At 62.1% G+C, this 15,360-nt stretch carries 10 protein-coding genes; 6 read left to right on the top strand and 4 right to left on the bottom strand.

The window, feature by feature from the left end; all coding sequences use genetic code 11:
• Window positions 1-149 precede the first annotated feature (149 nt).
• The 4 genes from QEN71_RS23085 to QEN71_RS23070 all read right to left on the bottom strand — a co-directional run bounded on the left by QEN71_RS23085 (window position 150) and on the right by QEN71_RS23070 (window position 5,122).
• Window positions 150-1,715 (bottom strand): DHA2 family efflux MFS transporter permease subunit, encoded by a 1,566-nt coding sequence (locus QEN71_RS23085; protein WP_201657343.1) that lies wholly within the window; start codon window positions 1,713-1,715, stop codon window positions 150-152.
• A gap of 36 nt (window positions 1,716-1,751) precedes the next feature.
• Window positions 1,752-2,972, bottom strand: a complete 1,221-nt coding sequence (locus tag QEN71_RS23080) for an EmrA/EmrK family multidrug efflux transporter periplasmic adaptor subunit (protein WP_201657341.1) — start codon at window positions 2,970-2,972, stop codon at window positions 1,752-1,754.
• A 69-nt stretch (window positions 2,973-3,041) separates the two neighbouring features.
• On the bottom strand, window positions 3,042-4,550 hold the full coding sequence (locus QEN71_RS23075; RefSeq protein ID WP_201657339.1) for an efflux transporter outer membrane subunit: 1,509 nt from the start codon (window positions 4,548-4,550) through the stop codon (window positions 3,042-3,044).
• Window positions 4,551-4,606: 56 nt separating this feature from the next.
• Window positions 4,607-5,122, bottom strand: coding sequence for a MarR family winged helix-turn-helix transcriptional regulator (locus QEN71_RS23070; protein WP_201657337.1), 516 nt, complete (start codon window positions 5,120-5,122; stop codon window positions 4,607-4,609).
• A 314-nt stretch (window positions 5,123-5,436) separates the two neighbouring features.
• Here QEN71_RS23070 and typA point away from each other — a divergent pair, with 314 nt between their 5' ends.
• The 6 genes from typA to QEN71_RS23040 all read left to right on the top strand — a co-directional run bounded on the left by typA (window position 5,437) and on the right by QEN71_RS23040 (window position 15,276).
• On the top strand, window positions 5,437-7,263 hold the full coding sequence (gene typA, locus QEN71_RS23065; RefSeq protein ID WP_201657334.1) for a translational GTPase TypA: 1,827 nt from the start codon (window positions 5,437-5,439) through the stop codon (window positions 7,261-7,263).
• A 363-nt stretch (window positions 7,264-7,626) separates the two neighbouring features.
• Window positions 7,627-10,482: a 2-oxoglutarate dehydrogenase E1 component gene (locus QEN71_RS23060; protein ID WP_201657330.1), complete on the top strand. Its 2,856-nt coding sequence runs from the start codon at window positions 7,627-7,629 to the stop codon at window positions 10,480-10,482.
• 142 nt (window positions 10,483-10,624) lie between these two features.
• On the top strand, window positions 10,625-11,905 hold the full coding sequence (odhB, locus tag QEN71_RS23055; RefSeq protein ID WP_201657327.1) for a 2-oxoglutarate dehydrogenase complex dihydrolipoyllysine-residue succinyltransferase: 1,281 nt from the start codon (window positions 10,625-10,627) through the stop codon (window positions 11,903-11,905).
• A gap of 138 nt (window positions 11,906-12,043) precedes the next feature.
• Complete coding sequence (lpdA, locus tag QEN71_RS23050) at window positions 12,044-13,474, top strand: dihydrolipoyl dehydrogenase (protein WP_201657324.1); 1,431 nt, start codon at window positions 12,044-12,046, stop codon at window positions 13,472-13,474.
• 97 nt (window positions 13,475-13,571) lie between these two features.
• Window positions 13,572-14,669: a cell division protein ZapE gene (zapE, locus tag QEN71_RS23045; RefSeq protein ID WP_201657323.1), complete on the top strand. Its 1,098-nt coding sequence runs from the start codon at window positions 13,572-13,574 to the stop codon at window positions 14,667-14,669.
• A 157-nt stretch (window positions 14,670-14,826) separates the two neighbouring features.
• The gene (locus tag QEN71_RS23040) at window positions 14,827-15,276 is read left to right on the top strand and encodes a transposase (RefSeq protein ID WP_201657320.1); all 450 of its coding nucleotides are present in this window, start codon (window positions 14,827-14,829) and stop codon (window positions 15,274-15,276) included.
• The last annotated feature ends 84 nt before the right edge of the window (window positions 15,277-15,360 follow it).

Below are 15,360 nucleotides of genomic sequence, written 5' to 3'. Positions count from 1 at the left end.
TGAAGCGGCTTTCTTTTGCCTACTTTTCTTTGCCGCTGCAAAGAAAAGTAGGTGCCGCCCCGCACAGGGGCAACGCATGCAAAACGACATGTCAACGCGGATGCCAGCGAACACCCCAACCCCAAAACCCAACCAGCCGCGGCAAAACCTCAGTGCGCCGCAGAAGCCGCTGCAGCCGAGTCGCCGCTCCCAGCCCGCTCAGGCCGCGTAATCCATATCAACGCGATCAGCGCGACAAAAATCCCTGCCGACACATAGAACAGATCGTTCACACCCAACTGTGCCGCCTGCTGCGTCGCCATCGAGTTGAACAGACCATAAGCCTGCGACTGATTCAACCCAACGCCACCGAGTTGCGTGACCGACTGATCGAACACAGGATTGAAAGCATTCGCGTGCTCGGTCAACTGCGTGTGATGAAGAATCGAACGATGATCCCACGCCGTCTCGAAGATCGACGTGCCGATACCGCCGCACATGATCCGCACAAAGTTCGACAGACCGGATGCAGCCGGAATCCGATTGCCCGGCAAGCCCGACAGCGTGATCGACACAAGCGGAATAAAGAACCCAGCCATACCGATGCCTTGAATCAGCGTCGGCAGCATCAGCGAATACGTGTCGACGCCCGTCGTATAACGCGAGCGCATCCAGAACACCAGCGCGAAAATCAGGAACGACGCCGTCGAGATATAGCGCGGATCGGTGCGTGGCAGGATCTTGCCCGTCACGGGCGACAAAATGATCGCGAACACGCCGACAGGCGCCAGCACGAGACCCGCATCCGTCGCGGTGTAGCCGATATCCGTTTGCAGCCACAGCGGCAGCAGCACCAGATTGCCGAAGTACAAGCCATAGCCGACCGCGAGCGCCACCGTGCCGCCCGTGAAATTACGCAACTTGAACAGCGACAGGTCGACGACAGGATGCTTGTCCGTCAGCTCCCACACGATGAAAAACGCGAGCGCGATCACGGCCGTCAAACCCAGCACGACGATCGTCGTCGACGAGAACCAGTCGAGATCCTTGCCCTTGTCGAGCATCACCTGCAGCGAACCGACCCACGTAATTAGCAGCACGAGGCCGACCATATCGATCGGTGCTTTCTTAATGACGGAATCGCGGTTGCGGAAGATCGCCCACGTTGCAAGCGCGGCAACGATCCCGACCGGGATGTTCACGTAGAAAATCCACGGCCAGGAAATGTTGTCTGAAATCCAGCCACCCAGAATCGGACCCGCGACGGGCGCAATCAGCGTCGTCATCGCCCACATCGACAGCGCCATGGGCGCCTTCGCGCGCGGATAGCTCGCGAGCAGCAGCGTTTGCGACAATGGAATCATCGGGCCGGCCACCGCGCCCTGCAGCACGCGCGACGCGAGCAGGAAGGGGAGGTTCGGCGAGAGTCCACACATCCACGACGAGATCACGAACAGTATGATCGACGCCATGAACAGGCGCACCTGGCCGATGCGATCGGTGAGCCAGCCGGTGAGTGGCACGGAGATCGCGTTGGCGACCGCGAACGACGTGATCACCCACGTGCCCTGATCGGACGATACGCCGAGGTCGCCGGAGATCGACGGAATCGACACGTTCGCGATCGACGTGTCGAGCACGTTCATGAAAACGGCGAGCGACACCGCTATGGTGCCGATCACCAGTTGCGCGCCCTCGAGCGGCGGATGAGGGGCCTGCGCCTGAGACTGAGCCATCTATTGTCGAACCTTCGTTATGCAGACGGATGCCGCTTACATCAGCTTCGCGGCGGCCTTCGAGCCATTTGCCGCCTTCTGCGGCTGACCTGCGTTCGGGCCGGCATTCTCGGCGATGATGCGCGCGATTTCGGCGTCGGCCTGGTCGCCGTACTTGTCGAAGACGTTGGTCTGATAGACGGTGTTCACCGCGCTGCCGAGTTCGCCGCCCGTGTCGTCCTTGATGCTCACGTCGACCTGCATCGACAGGCCGATACGCAGCGGATGCTTCTCGAGTTCCTGCGGATCGAGCGCGATACGCACGGGCAGACGCTGCACGACCTTGATCCAGTTACCCGTCGCGTTCTGCGCCGGCAGCAGCGAAAACGCCGAGCCCGTGCCCGCCGAGAAGCCGACCACCTTGCCCTGATACTTGACCGACGAACCGTACACGTCCGCCGTCAGTTCGACGGTCTGGCCGATACGCATATGCTTCAGCTGCACTTCCTTGAAGTTCGCGTCGACCCACACGCCGTTCAGCGGCACGATCGCCATCAGCGGGTTGCCCGGTGCGACGCGCTGGCCGACTTGCACCGAGCGTTTCGCGACATAGCCCGTCACGGGTGCGGGCAACGTGTTGCGCGCGTTGTTCAGATACGCGTCGCGGACCTTGGCGGCCGCGGCCTGCACGTTCGGATGGCTTGCGATCGTCGTGTTCGCCGTCAGCGCGCGATTGGACGCGAGTTGCTGCTGCGACGCGTCGAGCGCGGCTTGCGCGCTCTTGACGGCGTCGCGTGCGTGCGAGATTTCTTCCTGCGACACGGCGCCCGTCTGCGCGACCTGCATACGACGCTTCAGGTCGTCCTGGGCGCGCGACAGATCCGCCTGACGCACGGCCACCTGCGCCTGATACTGGCTGTCGTCGGCATAGAGGCCGCGCACCTGGCGCACGACCTGGCCGAGATTCGCTTCCGCCGATTGCAGCGCGATACGCGAATCAGCCGGATCGAGCATGACGAGCGGATCGCCCATTTTTACGGTTTGCGTGTCGTCGGCGTTCACGGCGACCACGGTGCCCGTCACCTGCGGCGTGATCTGAACGACGTTGCCGTTCACGTATGCATCGTCGGTCTCCTCATGGAAGCGCGCGACGAGGAAGTAGTAGAGGCCGTACGCGATCGCGGCAATCAGGATCACGATGACGAGCAGCGTCATCATGCGCTTGCGTTTGCCGTTGCTGGCCGGCTGCGCGTTCGCGGGTTGTTGGGGCGTGCTCATGAATAGCTCCGGATTCTGTCAGTTCTGTATCGTTTATTCGGATCGCAATGTGCGTGTGGTCTGCTGCGCTCAGTTCGCCGCGTGGGCAGCCGCTGCCGACGACGCCGGCGCGTCCGTCGGCACGACGAGGCCTGTCTGTGTCGCGTCGAAACCGCCGCCGAGCGCCTTGATCAGCGCGATCTGCAGATCGCGGCGGCGCATCTTCAGGTTCGTCACGGTCTGCTCGGCAGCGAGGCGGTTCTGGTCGGCCGTCAGCACCTGCAGCTGCGGCGACAGCCCCGCCTTGTAGCGGATCACGGCGAGTTCGTACGCTTTCGTCGATGCGTCGAGCGCGCGCTGCGCATCGCCCGTCTGGTTGTCGAGCGAGCGGATCGACGAAATCTGCGTGGCGACGTCGGAGAGCGCGTTGATCAGCGTCTGGTTGTAGTTCGCGACGTCGAGATCGAAGTCGGCGAAGCGGCCCTTGAGCTGCGAACGCAGCGCGCCGGCATCGAAAATCGGCAGATGGATCGCCGGGCCGAACTGGATCTGGCGGCTCGACGACGTCAGAAAACGTCCCCAGCCGAATGCGTCGAAGCCGAAACCGGCCGCGAGATTCACGTCCGGGAAGAATTCGGCCTTCGCTTCCTTGATGTCGTGCATCGCGGCTTCGACCTGCCAGCGCGCGGCGACGATGTCCGGGCGACGCGCGATCAGATCGGCGGGCACGTTGTCGGGCAGCGAGACGGCGCCGCCGGGATTGAACACCGGCTTGGCGATCTGCAGGCCGCGGTCCGGGCCTTTGCCGAGCAGCGCGCCGAGTTCGTAGCGCGTCGCCGTGATCTGACCGTCGAGCTCCGTCAGGTTCGACTGGCTCGTCGCGATATTGCCGTTCGACGTCTGACGCTCGACGTTCGTGTCGAGACCGGCGCGGACGCGGTCATTGGTGATCGAGCCGACGCTCTGGCGATTCTTGATCTCGCGCTCGGCGATGTCGCGCAGCGCGTACTGCTGCGCGAGCGAGTTGTACGTGCGCGCAACCGATGCCGCGAGCGTCACGCGCGCCTGCTGCATGTCTGCCTCGGCGGCTTTTTCCTGCGACACGGCCTGGCCGAGCTTCTGACGATTCTTACCCCACAGATCGAGATCCCAGGACGCGCTCGCGAGCACGTTGTTCTCGCTGTACCACGTGCCGCCGTAGGGCGGCGGGAACAGCGCGTTGGCGGAGTACAGCTCGCGGGTCCACGAATAGCTTCCTTCGACCTTCGGGTACAGCGCCGACTTCGACGTTTCGATATAGGACGACGCCTTCGCGATGCGCGCCTGCGCCTGCGCGATCGACGGATTGCCTTCGAGCGCTTCCGCGATCAGCTTCGGCAGTTGCGGATCGCCGAACTGGTTGGCCCAGTCGAGCGTCGGCCACTGACCGCCTTGCGCGGGCAGACTCTGCGACGCTTCGAACTGCGAGGTCGACGCGATCTGCTTGTCGTCCTTGAGATCGAAATAGTTCGCGCAGCCGGCGAGGGCGAACGCTGCCACGGCGGCAGCGACGGCCGCCCGGCGCGATACGACGGGCGCGGGCCTGGAAAGGAATTTCATCGCTCGACTCTTTGCGTGTAATGACATGTTCTTTAATGGACGATGCAACTAATTTCTTACGATTTGCTATCGGTATTGCTTGCCGAGTCACGCGTTTCGCTGAACGCATCGCAGCTGTTGGCGAGAACACGTCTCAAAAGACTCTTGAGGAATCCCGTTTCCTCAGGAGAAAAGCCCGATAGCAACTTTTCCGTCACGCTGGTGAAGACGGCGGGCATGCGCGCGGCGATCGCGTGACCTTCGGCCGTCAGCGCGAGCCGGACTGCGCGCCGGTCTTCCTCGCTTCGAACGCGTGTGAGGAGCCCGCGCTTTTCCAGCCGGTCGATCAGGCGTGTGACCGCGCTGGCGTCGATGCCGTATTCGCGCGCCAGTTCGGCCGCGAGCAGGCACTTGCCGCTGGCGACCATGAACAGCACGCTCGCCTGCTGGCTGGTGATGCCGAGTTCCGCCATCGTGCGTTGTGTCACGAGGTTGGACATCGTCGACTTCACGCGCGAAATCAGATAGCCGACGCTCTCGCCCAGCTGGTATTCGCTGACTTCGGGCGATGGCGTTTGGGACGGTTCGGTCATGATTCTCATGCGACTGCAATGGTTGACTATGCAGCATTGTAAAGTCGCTTAATTGACGCGGCAAGTGTTATTACGGCTTAGGCAAGGATCTTTCTCTTTCGGTCGGACAGTGCGGCGCGCGTCGCCGCGGCAAGGGGAAGAAGAGGGCGCGCCTGTCGCTTTATCGAGACGGCTGAGGGAGCAATCAGGGAATACCAGAAACGCTTCATCAGCCCGTGCTACAATCGTTGGTTCCCAAAAGTGCGCTTTGGGCTTGGCGAAGGTGGCTGGGCAGGTGGCGCACTCCACTCGTATTCCAGCGTTTCCAGGTTCCTATGTCCCGCGCTCTCCGCAACATCGCCATCATCGCTCACGTCGACCACGGCAAAACCACGCTCGTCGACCAGCTGCTCCGCCAGTCCGGCACCTTCCGCGAAAACCAGCAAATCGCTGAACGCGTGATGGATTCGAACGACATCGAAAAAGAGCGCGGCATCACGATTCTCGCCAAGAATTGCGCCGTTCAATACGAAGGCACGCACATCAACATCGTCGACACCCCGGGCCACGCCGACTTCGGCGGTGAAGTGGAACGCGTGCTGTCGATGGTCGACTCCGTGCTGCTGCTCGTCGACGCCGTCGAGGGCCCGATGCCGCAAACCCGCTTCGTGACGAAGAAGGCGCTCGCGCTGGGTCTGAAGCCGATCGTCGTGATCAACAAGATCGACCGTCCGGGCGCGCGTATCGACTGGGTGATCAACCAGACGTTCGACCTGTTCGACAAACTCGGCGCCACGGAAGACCAGCTCGACTTCCCGATCGTCTACGCGTCGGGCCTGAACGGCTATGCCGGCCTCGATCCGAGCGTGCGCGAAGGCGACATGCGTCCGCTGTTCGAAGCGATTCTGGAGCACGTGCCCGTGCGTCCGGCCGATCCGGACGGTCCGCTGCAGCTGCAGATCACGTCGCTCGATTATTCGACGTACGTCGGTCGTATCGGCGTGGGCCGCATCACGCGTGGCCGTATCAAGCCGGGCCAGCAGGTCGTCCTGCGCTTCGGTCCGGAAGGCGAAATCCTGAACCGCAAGATCAACCAGGTGCTGTCGTTCGAAGGTCTGGAGCGCGTGCAGGTCGCCGAAGCTGAAGCCGGCGACATCGTGCTGATCAACGGTATCGAAGAAGTGGGTATCGGCGCGACGATCTGCGCGCCGGAAGCGCCCGAAGCGCTGCCCATGATCACCGTCGACGAGCCGACGCTGACGATGAACTTCCTCGTCAACTCGTCGCCGCTCGCGGGCAAGGAAGGCAAGTTCGTGACGAGCCGCCAGATCCGCGACCGTCTGATGAAGGAACTGAACCACAACGTCGCGCTGCGCGTGAAGGACACGGGCGACGAAACCGTGTTCGAAGTGTCGGGCCGCGGCGAACTGCACCTGACCATTCTCGTCGAGAACATGCGTCGCGAAGGCTACGAGCTGGCCGTGTCGCGTCCGCGCGTCGTGCTGCATGAAGTCGACGGCGTGAAGCACGAGCCGTACGAACTGCTGACGGTCGACGTCGAAGACGGCCATCAGGGCGGCGTGATGGAAGAACTGGGTCGTCGTAAGGGCGAAATGCTCGACATGGCGTCGGACGGCCGCGGCCGTACGCGTCTCGAGTACCGCATTCCGGCGCGCGGCCTGATCGGCTTCCAGGGCGAGTTCATGACGCTCACGCGTGGCACGGGCCTGATGAGCCACGTGTTCGACGAATACCTCCCGCTCAAGGAAGGCTCGCTCGGCGAGCGCCGCAATGGCGTGCTGATCTCGCAGGACGACGGCGCGGCCGTTGCCTACGCGCTGTGGAAGCTGCAGGATCGCGGCCGCATGTTCGTGAAGCCGGGCGACGCGCTGTACGAAGGCATGATCATCGGCATTCACAGCCGCGACAACGACCTCGTCGTGAACCCGATCAAGGGCAAGCAGCTGACGAACGTGCGCGCATCGGGTACGGACGAAGCCGTGCGTCTCGTGCCGCCGGTTCAGATGTCGCTGGAATACGCGGTCGAATTCATCGACGACGACGAACTCGTCGAAGTGACGCCGCAAAGCATCCGCCTGCGCAAGCGTTACCTGAAGGAACACGAGCGCCGTCGCGCGAGCCGCGAAGCCGCGATCGACTGATCGTCAACGCCTCAGTAAAAAGCCGCCCTCGGGCGGCTTTTTACATTGTGCTCGCGTTGGTTGGTGAGCTTTTTTGTGGGTTTCGCTGCAGACCTTCCGATAAGCGCCTAAAGTATTCTTCCTGCACGCCGCAAACACTGTTGCGCAAGCATAAAACTTGCCGCAAAGCCCCGTGCCACGGTGTTTGCAATAGGGAGCTGTCCTATGTCAACTATGGGTTATGTGATATGCTCCCGCGAATGCAAGTTTTAGGTCCTTCCAAGCAAGACTTGATTCGCGCAATCCGCTAAACGGTCAGGCCGTGTCGCGGAAGGTTCAGTAACCCGCTATTTCTCGAGAAGCTCGAAGAAAGGTGAGCGTAAAATGATGAAGCAATTCCAGTCGAACTCGTATCTGTTCGGCGGCAATGCTCCGTACGTAGAAGAGTTGTACGAAGCATATCTCGACAATCCCGCGTCAGTGCCCGAGACCTGGCGCAACTATTTCGACGCACTGCAGAACGTCCCTGCATCGGATGGCACCAGTGCCAACGACGTGGCTCATGGCCCGATCGTCGAATCCTTCGCTCAGCGCGCAAAGGCGAATGCCTTCCTGCCGCGCACCGGCGGTGAAGATCTCACCACCGCGCGAAAGCAAGTCTATGTGCAGTCCCTCATCGGCGCATATCGCTTCCTCGGCTCGCAATGGGCTAACCTCGATCCCCTGAAGCGCCGCGAACGTCCCGCTATTCCCGAACTCGAACCCGCGTTCTACGACTTCACTGAAGCCGACATGGACCAGGTGTTCAACACGAACAACCTGTACTTCGGTTTCGAACAGGCTTCGCTGCGGGATATCGTCAAGGCGTTGCGCGACACGTACTGCGGCACGATCGGCGCCGAGTACATGTACCTCAGCGATCCGGAACAGAAGCGCTGGTGGAAAGAGAAGCTCGAATCGATCCGTTCGACGCCGAACTTCTCGAACGACAAGAAGAAGCACATCCTGAACCGTCTGACGGCAGCAGAAGGCCTCGAGCGCTTCCTGCACACCAAGTACGTCGGTCAGAAGCGCTTCTCGCTGGAAGGCGGCGAAAGCTTCATCGCGTCGATGGACGAAGTCGTGCATCACGCCGGCAAGAACGGCGTGGCAGAAATCGTCATCGGCATGGCGCACCGCGGCCGTCTGAACGTGCTGGTCAACACGCTGGGCAAGATGCCTGCTGACCTCTTCGCCGAATTCGAAGGCAAGCACGTCGACGATCTGCCCGCAGGCGACGTCAAGTATCACAAGGGCTTCTCGTCGGATATCGCGACGGAAGGCGGCCCGGTTCACCTGTCGCTCGCGTTCAACCCGTCGCACCTCGAAATCGTGAACCCGGTGGTCGAAGGTTCCGCGAAGGCGCGTATGGACCGCCGCGGCGACGAGCAGGGCCTGCAAGTGCTGCCCGTGCAGATCCACGGCGACGCTGCGTTCGCAGGTCAGGGCGTCGTGATGGAAACGCTAAACCTCGCGCAGACGCGCGGTTACGGCACGCACGGCACGCTGCACATCGTCATCAACAACCAGATCGGCTTCACGACGTCGGATCCGCGCGATGCGCGCTCGACGCTGTACTGCTCGGACGTCGTCAAGATGATCGAGGCACCCGTTCTGCACGTGAACGGCGACGATCCCGAAGCAGTCGTGCTGGCTACGCAGCTGGCCATCGACTACCGGATGCAGTTCCACAAGGATGTCGTGCTCGACATCATCTGCTTCCGCAAGCTGGGTCACAACGAGCAGGACACGCCGGCTGTCACGCAGCCGCTGATGTACAAGACGATCGCCAAGCACCCGGGCACGCGCGCGCTGTACGCTGAAAAGCTGGTGCAGCAGGGCGTCATCACGGCGGAACAAGGCGACGAATTCGTCAAGGCATTCCGCAAGGCGATGGACGAAGGTCACCACACGGTCGACCCGGTTCTGTCGAACTACAAGAGCAAGTACGCCGTCGACTGGGTCCCGTTCCTGAACCGCAAGTGGACGGATGCAGCCGACACGGCAGTGCCGCTCGCCGAACTCAAGCGTCTGGCCGAGCGCATCACGACGGTTCCGGAGAACTTCAAGGTTCACCCGCTGGTCGAGCGCGTCATCAACGACCGCCGTGCAATGGGCCGTGGCGAAGCAGCGCTGGACTGGGGCATGGGCGAGCATCTGGCGTTCGCGTCGTTGGTCGCATCGGGCTACGCCGTGCGTCTGACGGGCCAGGACTCGGGCCGCGGCACGTTCACGCACCGTCACGCGGTGCTGCACGACCAGAACCGCGAGCGCTGGAACGACGGCACGTACATCCCGCTGCAGAACATCGCTGAAAACCAGGCGAAGTTCACGGTGATCGACTCGGTGCTGTCCGAAGAAGCCGTGCTCGGTTTCGAATACGGTTATTCGACAGCTGAGCCGAACACGTTCGTCGCGTGGGAAGCGCAGTTCGGCGACTTCGTCAACGGCGCGCAGGTCGTGATCGACCAGTTCATCTCGTCGGGCGAAGTGAAGTGGGGCCGCGTGTCGGGCCTGACGATGCTGCTGCCGCACGGCTACGAAGGCCAGGGTCCGGAGCACTCGTCGGCGCGTATCGAGCGCTTCCTGCAGCTGTGCGCTGACCACAACATGCAGGTCGTTCAGCCGACCACGCCGGCGCAGATTTTCCATCTGCTGCGCCGTCAGATGATCCGCCTGTTCCGCAAGCCGCTCATCGTCTTCACGCCGAAGTCGCTGCTGCGTCACAAGGAAGCCGTGTCGGATCTGTCGGAACTCGCGAAGGGCTCGTTCCAGCCGGTGATCGGTGAAGTGGACGACACGATCGACGCGAAGAAGGTCAAGCGCGTGGTGGCCTGCTCGGGCCGCGTGTACTACGACCTCGTCGCGCATCGCCGCGAAGCGAAGGCGCAAGACGTCGCGATCGTGCGTATCGAACAGCTGTATCCGTTCGCGCACAAGCAGTTCGAAGCCGAACTGAAGAAGTACGACAACGCAACCGAAGTGGTGTGGGTGCAGGACGAGCCGCAGAATCAGGGCCCGTGGTTCTACATCGAACATCACCTGCGCGAAGGCATGAAGGAAGGACAAAAGCTGGCGTACAGCGGCCGTCCCGCTTCGGCTTCGCCCGCTGTCGGCTACTACGCGAAGCACTACGAGCAGCAGAAGGCGCTGATCGAAGGCGCGTTTGGCCGTCTCAAAGGCGCGTCCATCGTTAAATAACCACAGAGAGCGAACCGGGAAAGCGCTGAGCGCTTTCCCGCCCCGCGTCTGAACATCCCATGCAAGCGCGTCGCTACGCGCAAACATCGGACGCGGCTCGCACAAGGTTCGTTGTCACCCGATACGTATTCAGAGAAATCAAATGGCTATTGTTGAAGTCAAGGTTCCCCAGCTGTCCGAGTCGGTCTCGGAAGCCACGATGCTGCAGTGGAAGAAGAAGCCGGGCGAAGCTGTCGCCCAGGACGAAATCCTGATCGAAATCGAAACCGACAAGGTCGTGCTCGAAGTGCCGGCTCCGTCGGCAGGCGTGCTCGCGCAAGTCATCAAGAACGATGGCGACATCGTGACGGCTGACGAAGTGATCGCGAAGATCGACACGGAAGGCAAGGCTGGCGAAGCGGCTGTCGAAGCCGAAGTGAAGCCCGCTCCGCAAGCCGAACCGGCAGCCGCTGCCGCTCCGGCGCAAGCGGCCGCTGTGGCAGGCGCGAGCAACATCGCATCGCCCGCTGCAACGAAGATTCTGGCTGAGAAGGGCGTTGCCGCTGGCGACGTCGCCGGCACGGGCCGCGACGGCCGCGTGACGAAGCAGGACGCGCTCGGCGCAGGCGCTTCTTCGGCTGCACCGGCACCGAAGGCCGCACCGGCACCGGCAGCAGCGCGCGCTGCGAAGCCCGCGCTGCCGCAAGTCGGCGCACCGGCATCGGCCGACCAGTGGCTGAAGGACCGTCCGGAACAGCGCGTGCCGATGTCGCGTCTGCGTGCGCGTATCGCCGAGCGTCTGCTCGAGTCGCAACAGACCAACGCCATCCTCACGACGTTCAACGAAGTGAACATGGCCCCGGTCATGGATCTGCGCAACAAGTACAAGGACAAGTTCGAGAAGGAACATGGCGTGAAGCTCGGCTTCATGTCGTTCTTCGTGAAGGCGGCTGTCCACGCGCTGAAGAAGTTCCCGCTGGTGAACGCGTCGATCGACGGTAACGACATCGTCTATCACGGCTACTTCGACATCGGTATCGCTGTCGGTTCGCCGCGCGGTCTGGTGGTGCCGATCCTGCGCAATGCAGACCAGATGAGCCTCGCGGACATCGAGAAGAAGATTGCCGAATTCGGCCAGAAGGCTAAGGACGGCAAGCTGTCGATCGAAGAAATGACGGGCGGCACGTTCTCGATCTCGAACGGCGGTGTGTTCGGCTCGATGCTGTCGACGCCGATCATCAACCCGCCGCAGTCGGCGATTCTCGGCGTGCATGCAACGAAGGAACGCGCAGTCGTCGAGAACGGCCAGATCGTGATCCGCCCGATGAACTATCTGGCGCTGTCGTACGACCACCGTATCATCGACGGCCGCGAAGCCGTGCTGTCGCTGGTCGCGATGAAGGATGCGCTGGAAGATCCGGCCCGTCTGCTGCTCGACCTGTAATTGCCCGTACGCGACGGCGGCTTGAAATCAAAAGCCGCCGTCGCGATATAGGCAGCAGGTGTCTCTCGCATTTCCGCAGTATCTGAAGCCACGCGCGCCGCGAAGCGCGGCCGCGTCGGTTAGCCAAAAAGGATAGTCATGTCCAAAGAATTTGACGTCGTCGTGATCGGTGCCGGTCCCGGCGGCTACATCGCGGCCATTCGCGCTGCGCAGCTCGGCAAGACGGTTGCCTGTATCGAAAAGTGGAAGAACCCGGCAGGCGCGCTGAAGCTCGGCGGCACGTGCCTGAACGTCGGCTGCATTCCGTCGAAAGCGCTGCTCGCGTCGTCGGAAGAGTTCGAAAACGCATCGCATCACCTCGCGGACCACGGCATCAGCGTGGAAAACGTGAAGGTCGACATCGCGAAGATGCTGGCCCGCAAGGAAGGCATCGTCGAAAAGATGACGAAGGGCATCGAGTTCCTGTTCCGCAAGAACAAGATCACGTGGCTCAAGGGTCACGGCAAGTTCACGGGCAAGACGGACGCCGGCGTGCAGATCGAAGTGTCGGGCGAAGGCGAAACGGAAGTGGTCACGGCGAAGAACGTGATCATCGCGACGGGCTCGAAGGCGCGTCACCTGCCGAACGTCCCCGTCGACAACAAGATCGTCGCGGATAACGAAGGCGCGCTGTCGTTCACCGAAGTGCCGAAGAAGCTCGCCGTGATCGGCGCTGGCGTGATCGGCCTGGAGCTGGGCTCGGTGTGGCGCCGTCTGGGCGCGGAAGTGACCGTGCTGGAAGCGCTGCCCGAATTCCTCGGCGCCGCCGACCAGGCGCTCGCGAAGGAAGCCGCGAAGCAGTTCAAGAAGCAGGGTCTCGACATCCACGTCGGCGTGAAGGTCGGCGAAGTGAAGACGACCGACAACAGCGTGTCGATCTCGTACACGGACAAGGACGGCAACGCGAAGACGCTCGACGCGGACCGCCTGATCGTGTCGATCGGCCGCGTGCCGAACACCGACAACCTCGGCCTCGAAGCGATCGGCCTGAAGGCGAACGAGCGCGGCTTCATCGACGTCGACGACCACTGCGCGACCTCGGTGCCGAACGTGTACGCGATCGGCGACGTGGTGCGCGGCCCGATGCTCGCGCACAAGGCGGAAGACGAAGGCGTGCTGGTGGCCGAGATCATCGACGGCCAGAAGCCGCACATCGATTACAACTGCGTGCCGTGGGTCATCTACACGGAACCGGAAATCGCGTGGGTCGGCAAGACGGAACAGCAGCTCAAGGCGGAAGGCCGCGAGATCAAGTCCGGCCAGTTCCCGTTCATGGCGAACGGCCGCGCGCTCGGCATCAACAAGGCGGATGGTTTCGTCAAGATGATTGCCGACGCGAAGACGGACGAACTGCTCGGCGTGCACATCATCTCGGCAAACGCATCGGATCTGATCGCCGAAGCCGTGGTCGCGATGGAATTTAAGGCTGCGTCGGAAGACCTCGGCCGTATCTGCCATCCGCACCCGTCGCTGTCTGAAGTGATGCGTGAAGCGGCGCTCGCCGTCGACAAGCGCGCGCTGAACATGTAAGACGCCTCTGCCCGGATTCTTAGCCGGGCTGAAAGCGAGACTCGACGAAGGCGGGTGGGTTGACTCCCTCCCGCCTTCTTCATTGCTGCCTCACAAAATGAACGTCACCGAATACTACGAACAGGAACTGCAGACACGGGGATACGAATCCGATCCGGCACAACGTGCGGCCGTCGATCGTCTGCAGCGGTGCTATGAAGAGTGGTCTGCGTATAAGGCGCGTCGTCCGAACGCCTTTATGAAGCTGATCATGCACCCTGATCTGCCTAAGGGCGTCTATATGTGGGGCGGGGTGGGGCGCGGCAAGAGCTTCCTGATGGACAGCTTTTACGCAGTCGTGCCGCTCGTGCGTAAGACACGTCTGCATTTTCACGAGTTCATGCGAGAGGTGCATCGCGAACTCGAAGAACTCAAAGGTCAGGCCGATCCGCTCGACGAACTCGCGCGACGCATTGCGAAGCGCTACCGGCTGATCTGCTTCGACGAATTCCACGTGTCCGATATCGCGGACGCGATGATTCTGTATCGCCTGCTGGACCGGTTGTTCACGAATGGCGTGCAATTCGTGATGACGTCCAACTACGATCCCGACACGCTGTATCCCGACGGCTTGCACCGCGACCGCCTGCTGCCCGCCATCGAGCTGATCAAGAGCAAGCTCGATGTGGTCAACGTCGACGCGGGCATCGACTACCGCCGTCGTACGCTGGCGCAGGTCGAGGTGTATCACACGCCGCTCAGCGCGGCCGCCGACAAGTCGCTGCGCGACGCGTTCGCGAAGCTCGCCGCGGTGCCGGACGAGAGCCCGCTGCTGCATATCGAGAAGCGCGAACTGAAGGCGCTGCGTCGCGCGGACGGCGTGGTGTGGTTCGACTTCGCGACGCTCTGCGGCGGCCCGCGTTCGCAGAACGACTATCTCGAACTCGCGAGCCGCTTTCATGCCGTGATCCTGTCCGGCATTCCGCAGATGACGCCTCGTATGCAGTCCGAAGCGCGACGCTTCACGTGGCTCATCGACGTGTTCTACGATCACAAGGTCAAGCTGCTGATGTCGGCCGCCGTGCCGCCAGAAGAGCTGTACACGGAAGGTCCGATGGCGAACGAGTTCACGCGCACGGTGTCGCGGATCGTCGAGATGCAGTCGCAGGAATATCTGGATGCGCCGCGACGGATCGTCGATACATCGCTAACCTGATCGATTTCGCGCCGACGCCCGTCGAGTTTGGGATAGCGCGATGCGCGCCGAACCTTGCAGCGAGGGCTGGCGCTGCATTTTCAAGATTCGGACTGGTCTGATATCGGCTAGTGGAGTGACTCTATATCGTCGAGTACATCTTGACGAAGGAGTACTCATGACCCCCTATCGCGATATCACCGATGAAGAATGGCAGCGCGTCGCGCCGCTGCTGCCGGAACTGCGTCCGCGTTCCGAACTGCGCGGCAGGCCGCTCGCCAACACCCGTTCCGTGCTCAACGGCGTGCTCTGGGTGATCTATAGCGGCGCGACCTGGTCCGCGATGCCGCGCAAATACCCGTCGTATCAAACCTGTCACCGCCGCTTCAAATCGTGGCATCAGGCCGGCGTCTTGCAGCGTGTGATGGACGAACTGTTCGGCGAAGCCGGCAATGAGTTGTGCAGCACGATGGAAGCCCGCATGCGCATGCACGCGCCGAATGCGGCCGCCGCGAACGACGCTGCGCAACCGTCCGTGCCTGCGACGCCGCTCTTTACGCCGCCGTCCGCTGCGCCCGCTACGCCGCTGGTGTTCAACTACATCAGTCCTTTCAAGAACGCGGCATGACGGATCGAACGAATTGAGCGCACGCAATAACAAAAAGCCGGCCTGGCGAACTGAATGCCAGGCCGGCTTTTTTGTGTCCTTCTT

Origin of the sequence: Paraburkholderia sabiae, assembly GCF_030412785.1 — a bacterium.
GTDB lineage: Bacteria > Pseudomonadota > Gammaproteobacteria > Burkholderiales > Burkholderiaceae > Paraburkholderia > Paraburkholderia sabiae.
The sequence above is the reverse complement of the archived record's forward strand: the minus strand, read 5'-3'. Positions and strand labels throughout refer to the sequence as shown.